Origin of the sequence: Actinosynnema sp. NPDC020468 (assembly GCF_040642015.1) — a bacterium.
GTDB lineage: Bacteria > Actinomycetota > Actinomycetes > Mycobacteriales > Pseudonocardiaceae > Actinosynnema.
This window is the reverse complement of record NZ_JBFAEO010000049.1, coordinates 23,022-41,912: the sequence shown is the minus strand read 5'-3', so window position 1 is coordinate 41,912 and position 18,891 is coordinate 23,022. Positions and strand designations below refer to the sequence as shown.

General features: G+C 75.6%; 16 protein-coding genes. 10 read left to right on the top strand and 6 right to left on the bottom strand.

Features of this window, described 5'->3' with window-relative positions:
* The first annotated feature begins 60 nt into the window (after positions 1-60).
* The 5 genes from AB0G50_RS28745 (at position 61) to AB0G50_RS28725 (ending at position 8,815) form a co-directional block, all read left to right on the top strand.
* Positions 61-1,080 carry a methyltransferase gene (locus AB0G50_RS28745; protein WP_360114422.1) on the top strand — a complete coding sequence of 340 codons (1,020 nt, stop codon included), beginning with the start codon at positions 61-63 and terminating at the stop codon, positions 1,078-1,080.
* Entirely contained in the window at positions 1,081-1,560 is a 480-nt protein-coding gene (locus AB0G50_RS28740) for a VOC family protein (RefSeq protein ID WP_360114419.1), read from the top strand.
* Positions 1,561-1,567: 7 nt separating this feature from the next.
* A complete protein-coding gene (locus tag AB0G50_RS28735) occupies positions 1,568-6,436 on the top strand; it encodes an amino acid adenylation domain-containing protein (protein WP_360114416.1) in 4,869 nt (1,622 codons plus the stop codon).
* Between the two features lie 262 nt (positions 6,437-6,698).
* Positions 6,699-7,775 carry a saccharopine dehydrogenase NADP-binding domain-containing protein gene (locus AB0G50_RS28730; RefSeq protein ID WP_360114413.1) on the top strand — a complete coding sequence of 359 codons (1,077 nt, stop codon included), beginning with the start codon at positions 6,699-6,701 and terminating at the stop codon, positions 7,773-7,775.
* Positions 7,772-8,815, top strand: a complete 1,044-nt coding sequence (locus AB0G50_RS28725) for a Gfo/Idh/MocA family oxidoreductase (RefSeq protein ID WP_360114410.1) — start codon at positions 7,772-7,774, stop codon at positions 8,813-8,815. Before AB0G50_RS28730 ends, AB0G50_RS28725 begins: the two co-directional genes overlap by 4 nt.
* Here the strand turns inward: AB0G50_RS28725 and AB0G50_RS28720 are convergent, their stop codons facing one another.
* From AB0G50_RS28720 to AB0G50_RS28700, 5 genes are read right to left on the bottom strand one after another with little or no spacing between them, the layout of a single operon-like run.
* On the bottom strand, positions 8,816-9,148 hold the full coding sequence (locus tag AB0G50_RS28720; protein ID WP_360114407.1) for an MmcQ/YjbR family DNA-binding protein: 333 nt from the start codon (positions 9,146-9,148) through the stop codon (positions 8,816-8,818).
* Positions 9,145-9,531, bottom strand: coding sequence for a VOC family protein (locus tag AB0G50_RS28715; protein ID WP_360114405.1), 387 nt, complete (start codon positions 9,529-9,531; stop codon positions 9,145-9,147). The genes AB0G50_RS28720 and AB0G50_RS28715 overlap by 4 nt, the downstream gene beginning before the upstream one ends.
* Entirely contained in the window at positions 9,528-10,628 is a 1,101-nt protein-coding gene (locus tag AB0G50_RS28710; protein WP_360114402.1) for an acyl-CoA dehydrogenase family protein, read from the bottom strand. The genes AB0G50_RS28715 and AB0G50_RS28710 overlap by 4 nt, the downstream gene beginning before the upstream one ends.
* Positions 10,625-11,953: an NtaA/DmoA family FMN-dependent monooxygenase gene (locus tag AB0G50_RS28705; protein WP_360114399.1), complete on the bottom strand. Its 1,329-nt coding sequence runs from the start codon at positions 11,951-11,953 to the stop codon at positions 10,625-10,627. Before AB0G50_RS28705 ends, AB0G50_RS28710 begins: the two co-directional genes overlap by 4 nt.
* Positions 11,944-13,119 (bottom strand): cytochrome P450, encoded by a 1,176-nt coding sequence (locus AB0G50_RS28700; protein ID WP_360114396.1) that lies wholly within the window; start codon positions 13,117-13,119, stop codon positions 11,944-11,946. Before AB0G50_RS28700 ends, AB0G50_RS28705 begins: the two co-directional genes overlap by 10 nt.
* Positions 13,120-13,278: 159 nt before the next feature.
* Between AB0G50_RS28700 and AB0G50_RS28695 the strand changes: the two genes are divergently transcribed.
* Entirely contained in the window at positions 13,279-13,566 is a 288-nt protein-coding gene (locus AB0G50_RS28695) for an acyl carrier protein (protein WP_360114393.1), read from the top strand.
* Positions 13,563-14,588, top strand: a complete 1,026-nt coding sequence (locus tag AB0G50_RS28690) for a methyltransferase (RefSeq protein WP_360114390.1) — start codon at positions 13,563-13,565, stop codon at positions 14,586-14,588. The genes AB0G50_RS28695 and AB0G50_RS28690 overlap by 4 nt, the downstream gene beginning before the upstream one ends.
* Before the next feature lie 2 nt (positions 14,589-14,590).
* On the opposite strand, the gene AB0G50_RS28685 is transcribed toward AB0G50_RS28690, so the two are convergent.
* Positions 14,591-15,724: a cytochrome P450 gene (locus tag AB0G50_RS28685; RefSeq protein ID WP_360114387.1), complete on the bottom strand. Its 1,134-nt coding sequence runs from the start codon at positions 15,722-15,724 to the stop codon at positions 14,591-14,593.
* A 48-nt stretch (positions 15,725-15,772) separates the two neighbouring features.
* Here AB0G50_RS28685 and AB0G50_RS28680 point away from each other — a divergent pair, with 48 nt between their 5' ends.
* The 3 genes from AB0G50_RS28680 to AB0G50_RS28670 all read left to right on the top strand — a co-directional run bounded on the left by AB0G50_RS28680 (position 15,773) and on the right by AB0G50_RS28670 (position 18,888).
* On the top strand, positions 15,773-16,372 hold the full coding sequence (locus tag AB0G50_RS28680; RefSeq protein WP_360114384.1) for an alpha/beta hydrolase: 600 nt from the start codon (positions 15,773-15,775) through the stop codon (positions 16,370-16,372).
* Positions 16,373-16,681: 309 nt separating this feature from the next.
* A complete protein-coding gene (locus tag AB0G50_RS28675) occupies positions 16,682-17,446 on the top strand; it encodes an SDR family NAD(P)-dependent oxidoreductase (RefSeq protein WP_360114381.1) in 765 nt (254 codons plus the stop codon).
* A complete protein-coding gene (locus tag AB0G50_RS28670) occupies positions 17,443-18,888 on the top strand; it encodes an AMP-binding protein (RefSeq protein ID WP_360114378.1) in 1,446 nt (481 codons plus the stop codon). Before AB0G50_RS28675 ends, AB0G50_RS28670 begins: the two co-directional genes overlap by 4 nt.
* The last annotated feature ends 3 nt before the right edge of the window (positions 18,889-18,891 follow it).

Sequence of the window (18,891 nt, the reverse complement as noted above, 5' to 3'; positions counted from 1 at the left end):
CCGCGTCGGATGTTGCTTGTAGGGTGTCCGGCGGAACCGACATCCGAGGCGGGAGTTCCGATGAGCGTGGACAGCACCGCACCGCCCGAGCCCGGCGTGGTCGCGGCACTGGCCCGGCTGGGCGATTACGTGACACCACTGGCACTGCGGGTCGCGGTGTCCATCGGGGTGCCCGACGCGCTGGCGGGTGGTCCGCTGGGCGCGGAGCAGATCGCCGACCGGGTCGGCGCGCACCCGCCGTCGTTGCTGCGGGTGCTGCGCGCGCTGTCCGGCAGCGGGGTGTTCCACGAGCGGGAGCGCGGGGTGTTCGCGCTGACGCCGATCTCGGAGCTGCTGCGCTCCGACCACCCGCACACCGTGCGCGGCATGTACCAGATGTCCGATGTGGACGTTCGGGCCTGGTCGGCGTTCGAGGTCAGCGTCCGCACACCGGGCTCGGGGTTCGAGCACGTGCACGGCCAGGACTTCTGGGAGTACGTGGCGACCCACGAGGACTACCGGGCGGTGCACGAGCGCGACATGTGGGACATGACCGAGCGCGAACTGGAGGTCGTCGGGTTCGCCTACGACCTCGGCGGCGTGCGGCGGCTGGTCGACGTCGGCGGCGGCAACGGCCAGTTCCTCGCCGGGCTGCTCACCGCGAACCCCGGCATGAGCGGCGTGCTGTTCGACCGGCCGCACGTCGCGCCGGGCGCGGTGCCCTGGCTGACCGAGTCCGGCGTGCTCGACCGCTGCGAGGTCGTGGGCGGCGACTTCTTCGACTCGGTGCCGTCCGGCGGTGACGCCTACCTGCTCAAGCGGGTGTTCTACGACTTCTCCGACGAGCAGGTGGTGCGCATCCTGTCCAACGTCCGGTCCGCGATGGACCCGGCGGGTCGGGTGCTGGTGCTCGACGGCGTGGTGCGCGCGGACAACCGGTGGGACCCGGGCAAGATCCACGACCTGTACGTGCTGGGCATGGGCCAGGGCCGCTGCCGCACCAGGGCGGAGATGGGCGCGCTGTTCGCCGCCGCCGGGCTGCGGCTGACCAGGGTCGCGCCGACCGGGATCTTCCCGCTGGTCGAGGGCAGGCTCGCCTAGGTGCCGGCGCTGGACGGGTCCACCCACGTCGCGCTGACCGTGTCGGACCTCGACCGGAGCACCGAGTGGTACACCGCCGTGCTGGGGATGGTGGTGCTGGAGGAGATCGCGCCGCCCGAGGCCGGCGCGGTGTTCCGGATGCTGCTGCACCCGCGTTCGTTCGCCTCGCTGGCGCTGGGCCTGCCGCGGGAGCCGTTGCCCGGCCCGGCCGACGAGCGCCGTCCCGGCCTGCACCACGTGGCGTTCCACGTGCCCGAGCGGGCCGACCTGGACGAGCACGCGCGGCACCTGGACTCGATCGGCGTGCCGCACAGCGGCGTGCGCACCTCCCGGTACGAGCCGGGGTGGCAGCTGTGGTTGCGCGACCCCGATCAGATCTGGGTCGAGCTGTACTGGGTGGACCGCGCCCAGTTCCTCGAGGGGCTGCGCGCGGCGTACCGCGACCGGCGCGGCCTGTTCACCGACCGGACACCCCGATGAGGACGTGATGAGCGCGCTGAACGTGGACCCCTCGGAACTTGTCGGCGACCTGGAGGGGCGCGGTGTCGACCTGTGGGAGCAGGACGGCGCCCTGCGCTTCCGCGCCCCGACGGGGGTGATGACCGCCGAGCGGACCGCCCTGCTGCGCGCGCACAAGGCCGCCGTGCTGGCGCACCTGCGCGAGAGGGTCGCGGCGGCGGTGCCGGACCCGGCGCGGGCGCACGACCCGTTCCCGCTGACCGACGTGCAGGCCGCGTACCTGGTCGGGCGGCGCGAGGTGTTCGCCTACGGCGGCGTGGGCTGCCACGGGTACGGCGAGATCACCTACCCGGCGGTGGACCCGGCGCGGCTGACGGAGGCGGTGCGGCTGCTGGTCGCGCGGCACGCGATGCTGCGCGCGGTGTTCGACACCGACCTGGGTCAGCGCGTGCTGGAGCACGTGCCGCCGTACGAGGTCGCGGTGACCGACGCGCGCGGCGGCGACGCCGAACCCGTGCTGGCCGCGACCCGCGAGGAGATGGATCACGCCAGGCGCGACCCGGCCCGGTGGCCGCTGTTCGACATCCGGCTGACCCGCCGCGACGACGGCGACGTGCTGCACTTCTCGCTGGACTTCCTCATCGCCGACTTCGTCAGCGTGCGCGTCCTGGTGGACGAACTGGAAACCCTGCTCGCGGGCGGCGTGCTGCCGGCGATCGGGATCGGCTTCCGGGACTGGGCGCTCGCCCGGCGCGCGGTGGGCACGGGCGGCGCGGCCCGGCGCGACCGCGCGTACTGGTGGGACCGGCTCGACTCGCTGCCGCCCGCGCCGGACCTGCCGCTGCTGCCCGGTTCCGGCCGGCCCCGGTTCCGCCGGCACGCCGCGCGGATCGAGCCGCGGCGGTGGCGGGGGCTGCGCGAGCGGGCCGCCGCGCACGGGGTCACCCCGTCGACCGCGGTGCTCGCCGCCTACCAGGAAACCCTGGCCCGCTGGAGCGCCCGGCCGGACTTCACGCTGAACGTCACGTTGCTGGACCGGCTGCCGCTGCACCCGGACGTCGACCGGGTCGTCGGCGACTTCACCACCGTCACCCTGCTCGCGCTGGACAAGCCGGCCGGGACGGTGTTCGCGGACCGGGCGCGCCGGGCCCAGCAGCGCCTGTGGCAGGACCTGGACCACCGGCTCTGCTCGGGCGTCGAGGTGCTGCGGGAGTTGGCCCGCAGGCGCGGTCAGGCCGGCGCATTGATGCCCGTGGTGTTCACCAGCGCCATCGGCCTCGGCGAGGGCGCGGGCTCGGGCGGTCGCCTCGGGCACGGCGTCAGCCAAACCCCGCAGGTCGTGCTGGACTGCCAGAACATCGAGCGCGACGGCGGGTTGGACACGAACTGGGACGTGCGCGAGGGCGTGCTGCCCGACGGGGTCGCCGAGGACGCGTTCGCCGCGTTCGCCGACCTGCTCGACCGGCTCTCCCGCGACGACGGCGCCTGGCTCGCGGCCGAACCCGTGGTGCTGCCGGCGGCGCAGACCTCGCGGCGGGCCGCGGTCAACGCCACCGCCGCGCCGGTACCCGCCGGACTGCTGCACACCGGGGTGTTCGAGCAGGCGCTCCGCACGCCGGACGCGCTCGCGGTGGTGTGCGGCGACGGGCACGCGCTCCGCTACGCCGAGCTGGCCGGGACGGCCCACGCGGTGGCCGGGCGGCTGCGCGCGCTGGGCGTCGGACCGGGCGACCGGGTCGGCGTGGTGCTGGACCGGGGGTGGCGGCAGCCGGTGGCGGTGCTGGCGGTGTGTCTGACCGGCGCGGCGTACGTGCCGGTGGACACCGCCCAACCCCCGGTGCGGCGCGACGGCGTGCTGACCGACTCGGGCGTGCGGGCCGTGCTGACCCAGCCGGACCTGCGCGAGGCGGGCTGGCCGGACGGACCGGCCGTGCTGGTCGTGGACGAGGTGGACGACCGGCCGGTGGCGCCGGAGCCGGACCCGGTGGCGCCGGACGACCCGGCCTACGTGATCTTCACCTCCGGCTCGACCGGGCGCCCCAAGGGCGTGGTGATGAGCCACCGGGCCGCGCTGAACACGGTGCGGGACGTGGATTCCCGGTTCGGCGTGACCGGCACCGACCGCGTGCTGGGCTTGTCCGACCTGGGGTTCGACCTGTCGGTGCACGACGTGTTCGGCCCGCTGGCGCTGGGCGGACGGCTGGTGCTGCCCGCGCACGCCCGGCGCGCCGACCCGTCGCACTGGGCGGAACTGGTGCTGGAGCACGGCGTGACGCTGTGGAACAGCGTGCCCGGTCAGCTGCGGATGTACGCGGACTACCTGGGCGCGACGCCGGCGGCCCGGCCGCGGACGCTGCGCCAGGCCTGGTTGTCCGGCGACTGGATCCCGCTGGAGCTCCCCGACCGGGTGCGGGCCCTGGTGCCCGGCCTGGACCTGGTGTCGATGGGCGGCGCCACCGAGGCGGCGATCTGGTCGATCCACCACCGGATCGGCGAGGTGCGCCCGGAGTGGCGCAGCGTCCCCTACGGGCTGCCGCTGGCGAACCAGACCTGGGACGTGCTGGACGCGGCCGGCGCGCCGTGCCCGGACTGGGTGCCGGGCGAGTTGCACATCGGCGGGATCGGGCAGGCGCTGGGTTACCTGGGCGATCCGGAGCGGACGGCGGCGAAGTTCACCGCGGTGGCGGGACGGCGGCTGTACCGCACCGGCGACCTGGGCCGGTACCACCCCGACGGGTCGATCGAGCTGCTCGGGCGGATCGACTCGCAGGTCAAGGTGCGCGGCCACCGGGTGGAAACCGGCGAGGTCGCCGCGGCGCTGGCCACCCACCCGGCCGTCGGTCAGGCCGCCGTGGTGGCTGTGGGACCGCCGACCGCGCGGGAGCTGGTCGGGTTCGTGGAACCCGCCCGGTGCGCGCCGCGCGAGCACCCCGCCACGCTGGTGGCCGCCGCGAAGGCCGCCGCCGCCCGGGCCGCCGAGGGTGTGGACGGCGCGAGCGTCGTGCGGTTCGGGCAGGTCCTGGACGCCACCGCGCTGGCCGCGATGCTGGACACCCTGGTGGGGGCGGGGTTGTTCGCCGACACGGCGGTGGTGCACGACCTGGCCGAGGTGCTCGACGCGACCGCCGCCGCGCCCCGGCACCACCGGCTGCTCCGCCGGTGGCTGCGCGGTCTGACCGCGCACGGCCTGCTGGAACGCACCGTCGTCGGTTACCGGCGGACGGGTCCGGTGCCCGAGCCCGCGTGGGACGAGGTCGAGCGGTTGGCCGGCGAGGTGGACTACGGCGCGGACATGATCACCTACTTCCGCACCGCCGCCGGGCACCTGCCGGGGTTGCTGCGCGGTGACACGGACCCGTTGGCGCTGCTGTTCCCCGACGGCGGCGTGGACATCCACGTCGCCGCCTACACCGAGAACTTCCTCAGCCGCTACCTCAACGCCGTGGCCGCCGCGGTGACCGCCGCCGCGCGACCGGCGAGCGTGCTGGAGGTCGGCGCGGGCGTCGGCGGCACGAGCGCGGTCGTCGTGCCGGCGCTGGACGGGACGCGGCCGGACTACCTGTTCACCGACGTCGCCCAGTTCTTCCTCACCCGGGCCGCGGACCTGTTCGCCGACCGGCCCTGGGTGCGGTTCGGCCGGTTCGACCTCGCCCGGGAGCCGCGCGAGCAGGGCGCGGCGCCGAACTCGCACGACGTGGTGCTGTGCGCGAACGTGCTGCACTACGCCAAGGACGTCGGGCGAACCCTGGAGTGGCTGCACGGGCTGCTCACCCCCGGCGGACTGCTGGTGTTCCTGGAGAACACCAAGGACAACTACGCGATCCTGACGTCGATGGAGTTCCTGTTCGACGCCACCTCGGGCGAGTTCGCCGACCAGCGGGGCCGCACCGACGACACGTTCGTCGGCCGGGACACCTGGCTGCGGCTGCTGACCGAGCGCGGGCTGGACCCGGTGCTGTGCCTGCCCGAGCCGGAGGACCCGTTGGCGCACCTGGGGATGCACGTGTTCGTGGCGGTGGCCAAATCCGACCGGGTGCGGGTGGACCGGGCGGACCTCGCGGCACACCTGGCGGCGCGCCTGCCCGCGCACATGGTGCCGCCCACCCTGCACGTCGAGGACGCGTTCCCGGTCAACGCCAACGGCAAGGTGGACCCGGCCGCGCTGGTCGCGTGGCACGAGCGCGGGACGGTGGACCGGGCGCGGGTCGCCGGCTCGGCACCGGAAACCGCCGCCGAGCGGGCGCTGGCGCGGTTGTGGGGTCAGGTGCTGCGGGTCGACGCGGTCGGCCGGGACCGGGAGTTCTACGCCCTGGGCGGTGACTCGCTCCTGGCCTCGCAGTTGGCGGGCCGGTTGGCCGAGCGGCTGCCCGAGGCGGCGGCGGTGCCGTTCGACGACCTGCTGCGGCACCTGGTGGGCGGCACCACGGTGGCCGGGATGGCGCGCTGGCTGGAGTCGTCCGCGGCGGTGACCGAACCCGCGTCCGACCTGGTGCCGCTGGGCGGTGGTGGCGGGGAACCGGTGCTGTTCGTGCCGGTCGATGGTGATTTCGACGCCTACAGCGACGTGCTGGCGACGACGACGGGCGACCTGTGGGGCCTGCCGAGCGCGGGCGGACCGGACGACTACGCGGCGGCGATCGTCGCGTCTGGGCACACCGGGGTCCGGCTGGTCGGTCACGGCGCGGCGGGCCCGATCGCGGTGGGCACGGCCGCGCGGCTGGCCGAGCGGGGCGTGCCGGTGGCGGAGGTGGTGGTGTCGGGCGTGGCGCCGGAGGTCGAGGCGGACCTGTACGTGGGCGACGTGACGGTGATCGCGAGCCCGTCCTGGCCGGAGGACCGCGCCCGCGAGTTCTGGTCGGCGCGCGTGCTGGGCGAGGTGGCGGTGGTGCGGCGATGACCGGGACGCGGAACACCCGGGGCAGCACAGGACTTCCGCGCGGAGGTGCGGTCATGATCGACACCCCGACCGCGACGCACGCGCGGGCCACCCGAAACGGCGTCCAAGCGGCGAATCCCACCACACACCACAGTGTCCACGCGGAGGTACGGCTCGACGTGCTGCGCGCGAGCCGGGCCACGACGCGCGTACCCGCCACCGGGATCGGCGACCGAGCGGGCAACTCCGCCGCACACCGGCACTTCCGCGCGGAGGTGGGCCGATGATCGGCGTGCTGGGCGCGTCCGGCGGTGTCGGCCGGGCCGCGACACGGGTGCTCGCCGGTTGGAACGTCGGCCCGCTGCGGCTCGGTGGCCGAGTGCCGCCGACCGCCCTGGCCGCCGAACTGGGCGCCGAGGCCGTCCAGGTCGACCTCACCGATCCGGTGGCGCTCCACGACTTCTGCGCCGGGTGCGCGGTGGTGCTCAACTGCGCCGGGCCGTCCTACCGGCACCTCGACACCGTCGCGCGGGCGGCCCTCGCCGCGGGTGCGCACTACGTCGATCCCGGCGGTGACGAGCCGGTGCACCGGGCGCTGGCCGGCGTCGAGCCCACGAGGGCGGTGGTGTTGGACGCCGGGCTCGTGCCCGGGTTGACCGCCGTGCTGCCGAGGTGGCTGGCCGCGGACCTGGTCGAACCGGTGGCGTTGACCGCGCACGTGGGGTTGGTCGACCGGCTCACCCCGGCCGGCGCGGGCGACTACCTGCTCAGCCTGGGCGGTGGGCACGGTGAGGCGCGGGCGGCGTGGCGGGACGGGCGGCGGGTGTCCGGTGCGCTCTCCCCCTCCGACGACGTGGACCTGCCGTTCTTCCCCGGCCGCGTCACGACCTACCCGTACCTCAGCCGCGAGGCCGAGCGGACCGCCGCCGCGCTGCGACTGGCCGAGGCGGACTGGTACACGGTGTTCGACGGCGCGGGTCACCTGTCGGCCGCGCTCGGCCGGCTCCAGGCGGCCATGACGGGTGCGGCGGACCTGGACGCGGCGGCGGCCGAGTTGATCGGCGCGGCCGACCTGGACCTGTTCGGGCGCAACCCCTACCAGCGGCTGGTGTTCCGGCTGACCGGGCGGGACGTCGAGCGCACCCTGGTGCTGCGCGGCACGGACACCTACGGCCTGACGGGCGGTATCGCCGCGTACGCGACCCGGGAGGTGCTGGCCGGGCGGGTGCCGCCGGGGGTGGCGTACCCGGTGGACGTGCTGGACCACGCGGACCTGGTGGCGGCGCTGCCGTCGCTGCCGGGGTTCGCCGGGGTGGACGTGCTGGACGGGGTGCCCGCCTTCGAGGAGGGCGCGGTGTGACCCGGGTCCTGGTCTGCGGCACGAAGTTCGGGCGCGCCTACCTGGCCGGGGTGCGGCCGCCGCTGGTGCTGGCGGGCATCCTGGCCGCCGGCGGCGAGCGATCCCGGCGGTGCGCGGCGCGGTACGGGGTGCCGCTGTGGACCGACGTGGCCCAGGTGTCCGCAGTGGACATCGCGTGCGTGGTGGTGGGCGCGGGCATCAACTCGGGCCCCGGCGCGCGGCTGGCCCAGGCGCTGCTGGCGCGCGGCGTCCCGGTGTTGCAGGAGCACCCGCTCGGCGAGCGGGAGCTGGTGGAGACGCTGCGCGCGGCGCGCGGGGTGCCGTACGCGGTCAACACGCACTACCCGCACGTGGAGCCGGTGCGCCGGTTCGTCGACCGGGCTCGGGCCCTGCTGCGCCGCCAACGCGCGCTGTACGTGGACGCGGTGTGCGCGTTCCAGGTCGCGTACACGATGTTCGACCTGCTGGGGCTGGTCCTGGGCGGGCTCAGGCCGTGGCGGCTCGCCGCGGTCGACGCGCCCGGCGACCACCCGTACCGGTGCCTGCAAGGGGAGATCGCGGGTGTGCCCGTCACGGTGCGCGTGCAACCCGAGCTGGACGCCCGCGTGCCGGACAACCACGCGCACACCTACCACCGCGTCACCCTCGGCACCGAGGGCGGCCACCTGACGCTGGCCACGACCCACGGCCCGGTGCTGTGGTCGCCGCGTCCGCACCTGCCCGCGGGCGCGGAGGCGGCGACCGGGTACGACGAGGTGACCGCGCCGCACCTGACCGAGCCGGTGACCTCGCTGATCGGCCCGCCCGCGCCGACCTACCGCGAGGTCCTGGACGTGCTGTGGCCCGACGCCACGCACGCGGCCATGGTGGAGTTCGCCCGGGCGGTCGCGGCGGGCACGGACCTGCGGGGCGCGGCACAGCACCACCTGGCGCTGTGCCGGATCACCGCGGAGGCGGTGGCACTCGCGGGCGGGGTCCGGCTCACCTCGCGGCCGGACCCGGAGATCCTCTCCGCGCGCGAGGTGGCCGCGCTGCCCTGATCACCCGTCCACCAGGCGTTTCGGCGCGCGCGTCCGCCAGGAGTCGGTGAGCAGCTCGCGGAGTTCCGCCTTGTCGACCTCGGCCAGGCGGACCAGGACCATCGGGTGGCCGTCGTAGTGCGCGGTGGTGAAGAACCGGTCGGGCGCGGACCGGAGCAGCGCCTCCTTCTCCCCCTCGTCCGCGCACCACACGACCAGCACGCCGTCGTCCTCGTGCATCCGCGCGAACAGCTTGTCCGCCACCCGCCAGCCGGGCGTGCCGTAGGAGGTGCGTTCCGCGGTCTCCGGGAGTTCGAGGGCGATCTGCCGGACGTCCGACTCGGTCGCCGTCACCGGTTCGCCCCGTTGAACGACCACTGGTGCCCCTCGGGGTCCTCGGCCAGGTAGCCGACCGGGCCGTAGGACTGCACGTGCGGCTCCTGGACGATCACCGCGCCGGCCGCGCGGGCCCGCTCGCAGTGCTCGGCCACGTCCTGGTCGATCACCACGAACTGGACCTGGGTGAGCCCGCCGAGCTGGTGGGGTGTCCGGTAGTCCGGGCCCGGGTCGCCCAGCATGAGGTGGCCGCCGCCGGGCACGTCCATCTCGGCGTGGTTGACGCTGCCGTCGTCGGCGGGCATCCGCAGGGTTTCCCGGAACCCGAAGGCCGCCGACAGGAAGTCCAGTGCGCCCGCCACGTCGGCGTAGTGCAGGTAAGGGGTGACGATCTGGGTCACGGTTGTGCTCCTCGGAGGATCTCGGTGCCGAGCGCGGTGTGCGCCTGGGGGTTGACGGCCGCGTGCTGGGTCGCGGTGTACACGTCCCGCAGGTGGCGTTGCAGCGGCGTTCCGTCGTACACCGCCGGTCCGCCCGCGAGCCGGTGGGCGGCGTCCACGACGGCGCGCGCCTCGTGCGCGCACCAGGCCGCCGCGCTGCGCAGCCGGCCCAGGTCTCCGGAAAACGATCGCCCGGTCTCGGCGGCATGGTGGGCGGTCCGGGCGTCGGCGGCCAGCAGCGCGTCGGCGGCCCGGAGCCTGGTCGTCAGCAGGCCCACCCCGGCCAGGTGCTCGGGGGTGTCGGCGAGCCGGTCGCGGCTGAACGCGGGACGTCGGTCGGAGCAGGCCACGAGTTCGGCGACCGCCGCAGCGGCGATGCCCAGCGCGGCCGCGGCGACGACCGTCGCGCCGTACGGGACGGTGGGCACCCGGTAGGCGGGTCGGTCGGGCGTCGCGCCGGCCGTCAGCAGGTCGGCCGAGCGCGCCTGCGGGCAGAACCCGCGCACCCGCACGTCGTGGCTGCCGGTGCCGCGCAGGCCGAGCGACCGCCAGGTGTCGAGCCGCTCGACGTCGGCGACCGGGACCAGCATCGCGCGCAGTTCGACCGCCTCCCCGCCGAACACGGCGCACTGGAGGAACACCCACCGCGCGTGGTCGATCCCGCTGACGAACGGCCACTGCCCGGACACCCGCCAGCCGCCCTCGACGGGCAGCGCCTTGCCCTTGGGCGCGGCGGCGCCCGCGCCGACGGTGTCCGGGCCGTCGGGGAAGCACGCCTCGGCCGCCTCGGCGGGGAAGCGGGAGAGCACGAGCTGGGCCACGGCGGCCTGGCCGACGAGCCAGCCGACCGCGCCGTCGCCCTCGGCCAGCGCCCGCACGACCTCCAGCACGTCGGGCAGCGGCAGTTCCAGCCCGCCGCGCTCGCGAGGCGTCAGCAACCGCAGGCACCCCGCGGCCCGCAGCGCGGCCAGCACCTCGGCCGACGGCCCCCGGGCGGCCTCGGTCTCGGCGGCGCGCTCGCGGACCAGGGGCACCACGTCGGTCAGGTCGAGGCTCATCGGACGCCGAAGTAGCGTTCGCGCAGGGTGCGCTCGGCCGGGTCGTAGGCGGCGCGGAACAGGCCGCGCGCCACCAGTTCGGGCACCAGCAGGTCGCAGATGTCCTCGACGCCGGTCGCGGGTGGGCACGGCACCAGGTTGAACCCGTCCACGCCCGCGCGCGAGGTCCAGCGCTCCATCTGGTCGGCGACCTCGGCGGCGGTGCCGTGCAGCATCATCCGGCCGCCGCGCAGCGGTCGGTGTGGCATGGTGACCATCCGGCGCACGTCGCCCACCACCCAGTCGCGGTCGGGATCGGTGCGGCGCAACAACTCCAGCGGGGTGCGGCTGCCGTTGGCGGGCAGCTCGTCCAGCGGGGTGTCGTCGGGGTGGGCGGCCAGGTCCACGCCCATCCAGCCGCACCACTTGGCCAGTCGACCCTCGGGGCTGTGCAGCTCCACGAACAGGTCGGCCTTGGCTCGGGCGTCGGCGGCGTCACGGCCCACCACGACCGGCATCCCCTGGAGCACCTTCACCGACGCCGGGTCGCGGCCCGCCGCCGCCACCCTGGCGCGCAGCGCGGCCACCTGCTCCGCGCCGCGCCGGGGATCGGTCAGCGTCAGGAACACGACCTCGGCGTGCCGGGCGGCGAAGTCCAGGCCGCGCCCGGACGCGCCCGCCTGGTACAGCACGGGGGTGCGCTGCGGTGAGGGCTCGCACTGGTGCGGCCCGCGCACCGCGAACCACTCGCCCCGGTGGTCGACCGATCGCACCGCCGCCGGTTCGGTGAAGACGTTGCGCGCCACGTCGGCGACCACCGCGCCGTCGGCCCAGCTGTCCTCCCAGAGCGCGCGCACCAGGGCCAGGTACTCGTCGGCGCGGTCGTAGCGCTTGTCGTGCGGCAGGTGCTCGCCGAGCCCGTTGGCCGCCGCGGAGTCCAGGTAGGACGTGACGACGTTCCAGGCGATCCGGCCGTCGGTGAGGTGGTCGAGGGTGGAGAACACCCGCGCGCACAGGTAGGGCGGGTGGTAGGTGGTGGAGTAGGTGACGGCGAACCCGAGGTGCTCGGTGACCGCGGCCATCGCGGGCACCACCAGCACCGGGTCGAGCGAGGGGATCTGCACGGCCTCGCGCACCGCGGTGTCCCACGACCCGTCGTAGACGTCGTAGACGCCGTGCACGTCGGCGAAGAACACCGCGTCGAAGCAGGCCCGCTCCAACCGCCGGGCCACGTCGGTCCAGTGCCGCAGGCTGCGGTAGCCGGTGGCGGACTGGTCCCGCGGGTGCCGCCACAGCCCTTCGAACTGCGGCGACGGCGCGCACTCGGTGAACAGGTTCAGGTGCACGCGCGCACCCGCCCGAGCCGCAGCGGCAGGGACCGCAGGCCGCGCACGACCGGGTTGCGGCGCACCCTGGGCCGGTCCCGCCTGCGGGGCGGGGGCGTGCTCCACAGCGCGGTACCCGCGGGCTCGACGTCGATACCGCGCTCCACCACCACCTCCAGCACGGTGCGGGCCTCCAGCCGGGCCAGGTGCGTGCCGAGGCAGAAGTGCGCGCCCGCGCCGAACCCGAGGTGCCCGACCGGCGCCCGGGCCAGGTCGAACCGGTCCGGGTCCGGGTGGCGGTCGGGGTCGCGGTTGGCCGCGCCCTGGAGCAGCAGTACCCGCCCGCCGCGCGGCACCACGTCCGGCCCGATCCGGTAGGGCCGCGCCGCGCGCCGCCACACCGCCTGCACGGGCGCGTCGAACCGCAGTGCCTCCTCCACCGCCCGGGGCGCGGCGTCCGCCGGGTCGGCGCGCAGCAACGCGCGCTGGTCGGGGTCGACCGACAGCGCGCGCAACAGGTTGCCGATGAGGTTGGTGGTGGTCTCGTTGCCGGCGATGAGCAGCAGGCCGCAGAACATCTGGAGTTCGCGGTGGGTCATGCCGCCGTGCGCGACCAACCGGCCGATGAGGTCGCGGGTCGGGGTGGCGGCCCGGTCGGCGATGGCGTCGCCGAAGAACGCGCCCATCTCCAGCGTGGCGACGGCGAGCGCGCGCGGGTCCACGTCGACGCCGCCGACGGTCGCGTCGGACCAGCGCTTGAAGTCCGCCGCGCGGTCCGGCGCGATGCCCATCAGCTCGGCGATCACCAGCACCGGCAGCGGTCCGGCGAGCGCGGTCATCACGTCCGCGGTGTCGCCGGCGGCGTCCAGCAGGTCCTCGGTGATCCGGCGGACCCGGCCCGCGAGGTCGGCCACCACCCGCGGGGTGAAGAACCGGACGACGGCCTTGCGCAGGTCGGTGTGGTCGGGCGGGTCGCAGGTGAGCAGGAAGCGCGGCCCGGAACCGCCGCCGGGCGCCGAGGACAACGCGGTGTGGTCGGCGAAGGCGGCGGCGACGTCGGCGTGCCGGCTCACCAGCCAGGCGTCGGCGGACGGGCAGTACGCCGCTCCCCCGCGCTCCCGGAGCCCGCGGTAGAGCGGGTACGGGTCCGCGGCGGCCTCCGGGGTGAAGAGGTCGAACTCGTCCACGCGACTCCTCCCGCCCGGTCCGCCGGACTGCGCGGCCGACGCTAGCGGACCCGATATCGCGTGGGCAATCCGACACCCGGACACGACACCTCGCGGCGGAACCGACATCGGAGCGGCTAGGCTCGGCCGCCGGAACCGACACCGGTGGAGGCTTGCGGGATGACCGAGCACGTGGCGACCTGGGGATCGGCTCGACCGGAGGAGGACGTGCGCGAGACCGTGCGCGCGCTGGTGCTCGAACTGGCGCAGGCGCCCGACGCGCGGACCGAGCCGGGGACCCGGCTGGTCGAGGACCTGGGCTTCCACTCGCTGGCGCTGCTGGAACTGGCGTTCGGGCTGGAGGACGAGTTCGACCTGCCGCCGATCGACGAGGAGACCGCGCGCGGGATCGCCACCGTGGGCGACATCGAGGCGCACGTGCTGGGCGTGCTGCGGGACCGCGGGTGACCGCGTCCGGGACGAGGCCGCGGCTGGACATCACCGCCGTGCTGCGGCTGGCCGAACTCGCGGACCTGGTGGTGCCGTACGCGATCCGCGTGGTGTGCGACCTGCGGGTGGCCGACCACCTGGTGGCCGGGCCGCTGCCGGGCGCGGAGCTGGCCGAGCGGACCGGCGCGGACCCGGGCGCGCTGGAGCGCGTGCTGCGGGCGTTGGCGGGCAAGGGGATCTTCACCGAGGTGGAGCCGGGGACGTTCGCGCTGACGCCGTTGGCCCAGCCGCTGCGGTCGGACCACCCCGTGTCGCTGCGCGCGGCCTACCCCCTGCTGCCCGCCGACAGTCGGGCGTGGGCGCGGTTCGACCACAGCGTCCGCACCGGGGAGTCGGCGTTCGAGCTGGTGCACGGCACCGACTACTGGAGCTACCTGACCCGCAACCCCGGCGAGGCCGAGCGGTTCGACGGCTCGCAGGCCGCGGCCACCCGGCTGGAACTGCGCGCGGTGCTCCAGGGTTACGACGGCTGGGCGGACCTGCGCACGGTGGTGGACGTGGGCGGTGGCAACGGGGCGTTCCTGGCCGGGTTGCTGGCGCGGCTGCCGGGGTTGAGCGGGACGGTGCTCGACCTGCCGCACGTGGTGGCGGGCGCGGGCGAGGTGTTCGACGGGCTGGGCGTGGCGGACCGCGCGCGGGCGGTGGGCGGCAGCTTCTTCGACGGCGTGCCGGCCGGCGCGGACGCCTACCTGCTCAAGCGCGTGCTCTACCACTGGTCGGACGAGCGGGCGCTGGAGCTGTTGCGCGCGGTGCGGGCGGGGATGCGCCCGGATTCCCGGCTGCTGCTGCTCGAACCGGTCGTGACGCCCGGGGACAGCGCGGAGGTCGGGCGGTCCTACGACCTGATCCTGCTGGCGATGGCGGGTGGTGGCGCCCGGAGCGCCGAGCAGATCGACGCGCTGCTCACCCAGGCCGGGCTCCGCCGCACGAGGTTGGTGCCGACGCTGGTGTTCCCGGTCGTGGAGGCCGGGCCGGCCTGAGGTCAGGCCAGGGTGACCGGCAGCGCGGTGAACGCCCGGAAGGTGAAGGCGCGCCTGCGTTCCGCCTCGCCCGCCCGGTCCAGCACGGCGCGGTTGCGGGCCAGCCAGCGGAACACCGCGACGCCCTCGGCGCGGGCCAGCGCGGCGCCGAGGCAGGTGTGCGCGCCGCCGCCGAAGCCGACGTGCGGGTTGGGCGCGCGGGTGATGTCGAGTCGGGTCGGGTCGGCGAACACCGTCTCGTCGTGGTTGGCCGAACCCAGCAGCAGCACGACGAGCCTGCCCGGTCGCAGCACCCGGTCCCCCACCGCGACCGGTTCGGCGACCATCCGCGCGGCGGCCTGGATCGGGGCGTCGTAGCGCAGGAACTCCTCGACCGCGGCCGGCGCGCGGTCCGGGTCCGCGCGCAGCAGCGCCCACTGGTCGGGGTGCCGGGTCAGCGCGTCGAAGCCGGTGGCGATCAGGTTGGCCGTGGTCTCGAAACCGGCGAAGAACAGGAACACCGCGTTGTCGTCGGCCTCCGCGCGGTCGGTACCGGCGCGCAACGCCGCCAGCAGGCCGGAGCGCGCGGGCAGCGCCGCCATGTACTCCCGCAGCCACACCACGGCGTCGTGCGCGGCGGCCCGGTCCTGCTGCCGCACGGTGACCGCGAAACCGCGCGCGAGGTCGGCGACCCGGTCGCGCACGACGTCCCGGTCGGCGGGTGGCACGCCGAGCAGGTCGCAGATCACCGACACGGGCAGCGGCACAGCGAGGTCGGCCACCACGTCGAGCCCGGTCCGGTCGCGCAGCAGTTCGTCGACGGTGCGCTCCACCCGCCGCGCGGCGGCGCGGACCACCGACGGCGCGAGTGCCATGAGCCTGCGGAGCCGGGTGTGCGCGGGCGGGTCGCGGTCCAGGACGATGCGGCGGAAGAAGTCCACGGCCGGGCCGTCGCCGACCGAGTAGCGGTGGTAGTCCTCGGGGTAGTCGGTGCTCAACCGGCGGTCGCGCAGCAGCGCGGCGACCTCGGCGTGCCGGGACACCACCCACTGGCCGGGCCCGCCCCGGCCGAGGCCGCCCGCCGCGCGCAGCCGCGCGTACTCCGGGTAGGGGTCGTCCAGGACCGCGTCGGCGCTCGCGTCGAATCGGGGTAGCACCGGGGCAGTGTCGCATTCGATGTCGGGTGTCGGTTGTATGCTCGCCGGGTGATCCTGTTCTCGGGCGGTTTCCGCCTCGCGCTGCTGCGGGAACGGCTGGAACCCGCGCTGTCGGGTGTCGATGTCGTGTTCGGCGACGGTCCCGGAGTGCCGGCCGCGGTGCGCTTCGCGGTGCGCGAACCACACCGACCGCTGGTGCTGGGCGCGGCGTGCCTCGAGCCGACGACGTTGTCGGCCGCGGCGTCGGCCGAGATCGCCGCCCGCGGTGACGAGCCGCCGTCCCCGGACGCGGTGGCGCTGCTGCGGGCGCTGCACCTGTTCTCGCCGCGGGCGTTGGCGGACGACGCCTTCGCGACGGCGGCACTGGACCGGTTGCGCCGGTTCCCGCCGGAGGTTCCGGGGGTGGACGAGCCGGTGGAGCCCGAGTTGTTGGCGGCCGTGCCGGTGCCGTGCCTGGTGCTGGCGTACGCGCAGGACGCGCTGACCCCGCCGCACCAGGTGCGGGAGTCGGCCGCGCGGATCCCGGGCGCGCGGGTGTGCGAGCTGGACCTGGGGCACGGCGGCGCGATCGAGGACCCGGCGCCGGTGGTGGCCGCGGTGACCGGGTTCCTGGCGGAGGTGGGTGTCGCGTGCGCGGGCCGGTCGTGATCACCGCAGGCGGCACGGCCCGGGCTCCTCGCGGAGGCGGGTGTCGTACGCGCGGGGCGGTCGTGATCACCGCAGGCGACGCCCGGGCCGCGCTCCGCACCGAGGCAGGTGTTCGCGGGGGCGGGGCGATTGTGATCACCGCAGGCGACGCTCAGCCCGGGCTCCGCACCAAGGCGGATGTCGCGTGTGCGGGGCGGTCGTGATCACCGCAGGCAGCACCCGGCCCGGATTCCGCACCGAGGCAGGTGTTCGCGGGGGCGGGGCGGTCGTGATCACCGCAGGCAGCACCTGGGCCGAGGCGGGTGTGGTGTGGGCGGGGTAGCCGTGGTCACCGGCGGTGGTGGCGGGATCGGGGCGGCGGTGGCGGTGGCGCTGCGTGCGGACGGGTGGGCGGTGGTCGTTGCCGGTCGGACGCCGTTGTCGGGCTTCGGTTTCGCCGAACTCGATCTGTCCGATGTGGACTCGGTGCGGCGCGCGGCGGACGCGCTGCCGGGCGAGGTCGGGTTGCTGGTGAACAACGCGGGGGTCATGGGGGTGCCGTGCGGTCGGACCGCGCGCGGGTGGGAGACGCATCTCGCGGTCAACCACCTCGGGCACTTCCTGTTCACCGAGCTGCTGCGGCCCCGGTTGGCGGGGCGGGTGGTGGCGGTGACCTCCGGCGGCCCGGCGCTGAGCCCCTTCCGGTTCGGCGACCCGATGTTCGACCACGAGCCGTACGACAAGTTCGCCGCGTACGCCTCCAGCAAGGCCGCCTGCCTGCTGCACGCGGTCGCGTTGCGGACGCGCGGGGTGGACGCGGTGGCGGTGAACCCGGGGCTCACCGCGACCGGCATCGGGCGGCACCTCACCCGCGACGACGTCCGCGACCTGCTGCGGCGGGCGGCGGTGCGCGGAGTGCCCGCGCCACGCCGGCCGGAGGTCTCCGCCCGGGTGGTGCTGACCGCCGCCCTCGCGCCGCTCCCACCCGCCGGTCACTACTACCCCGACGCGGAACCCGGGCCGGTGCCCGAGGAGCTGCTGGCGGACGACGCGGCCGAACGGCTCTGGGCGTTCTCGGCACGGGCGGTGCGGTGACGGGGCTGCTGGACTGGCTCGAGCACCCCCGTCCGGACCGGGGAATCGACTTCGCCACCGACACCGGGTGGGAGCGGTGGACGCACCCGGAGCTGGCCGGGCACGCACACGCGGTCGCGCGCGGTCTGGTGGCGGCGGGAACGCGGCGGGGTGACCGGGTGCTGCTGGTGCTGCGCTCGGGGCCGGGTTTCGTGGCCGCGTTGTTCGGGGCGGTGCTCGCCGGGGTGACACCGTGCCCGGTCGCGCCGCCGGCGGCGTTCGGCGACGGCGAGCGGTACCGGCGGCACTGGGCCGGTGTCGTGGCCGCCGTCGAACCCTCCGGGGTGGTCACCGAGGCCGACCTGGTCGGGTCGCTGCCCGACCGGGCGTGGACGGTGGAGGAACTGGCGCAGCGCACCGGGCCCGACGTCGTGATCGGCCCGGCGGAGACGGCGCTGGTCCAGTTCACCTCCGGGTCCAGCGACCGGCCGCGGCCGGTCGCGGTGTCCCGGAACGCGTTGGAGGCCACGTTGGAGGCCACCCGCCGCTGGCTCGGCTACACCCCCGACGACGCCGGCGCGTCCTGGTTGCCCGTGCACCACGACATGGGTCTGGTCGGGTGTCTGCTGACGCCCCTGTGGTGTCGCGCCGACCTGTGGCTGATGCGGCCCGAGCAGTTCCTGCGGCGGCCCGAGCGGTACCTGGAGCTGTTCGGGCGGCGGGGCGCGGCGATCACGGCGATGCCCGCGTTCGGACTGGACCACGTGGTGCGTCGGGCGCGGCGCGATCCCGACTGGGACTTCACGGCGTGGCGGGCGGTGGTCGTCGGCGCGGAGCGGGTGCGGGCGGAGACGTTGACCGCGTTCGCCGATTTCCTCTCCCCCCAAGGGTTTCACCCGCACGCGCTGCTGCCCGCCTACGGGCTCGCCGAGGCCACGCTGGTGGTCACCGGGGTCCGGCCGGGCACGGGGTGGCGGGTCGCGGAGGGGCTCGTCGGGTGCGGGCCGCCGGTGGACGGCGCGCGGGTGGTGGTGCTCGGCGAGGACGGGGTGCCGGTGCCGGCGGGGGTGGTCGGCGAGATCGGCGTGGCCGGACCGGGTGTGACCTCGGGCGAGCACCTGACCGGTGATGTCGGTTTCCTGCGCGACGGGCAGTTGCACGTCGTCGGCCGGCGGGGTGACAGCGTCAAGGTGCGGGGGCGCGCGGTGTTCGCCGAGGACGTGGAGGCCGCGCTGGCCGAGGCGGGCGCGGATCCGCGGCGGGTCGCGGTGGCGCTCGGCTTGCGGGACGGCGAGCCCGGGGCGGTGGCCGTGGTGGAAGGCGCGGCGGCGGAGCCCGCGGACCTGGTCGGGGTGCTGCGCCGGGCCGCGCAGGGTGCCGACGTCCGGGTGGTGCGCGGCGCGGTTCCGCGCACCACCAGCGGCAAGCCGCGGCGTGGCGAGTTGTGGCGGCGGTTCGGGTAGCGG

Excerpts from the sequence above, each read along its gene's own strand:
- AB0G50_RS28735 (WP_360114416.1), top strand. The coding sequence starts at position 1,568 with ATGAGCGCGCTGAACGTGGACCCCTCGGAACTTGTCGGCGACCTGGAG.
- AB0G50_RS28710 (WP_360114402.1), bottom strand. The coding sequence starts at position 10,628 with ATGAGCCTCGACCTGACCGACGTGGTGCCCCTGGTCCGCGAGCGCGCC.
- AB0G50_RS28730 (WP_360114413.1), top strand. The coding sequence starts at position 6,699 with ATGATCGGCGTGCTGGGCGCGTCCGGCGGTGTCGGCCGGGCCGCGACA.
- AB0G50_RS28695 (WP_360114393.1), top strand. The coding sequence starts at position 13,279 with ATGACCGAGCACGTGGCGACCTGGGGATCGGCTCGACCGGAGGAGGAC.
- AB0G50_RS28745 (WP_360114422.1), top strand. The coding sequence starts at position 61 with ATGAGCGTGGACAGCACCGCACCGCCCGAGCCCGGCGTGGTCGCGGCA.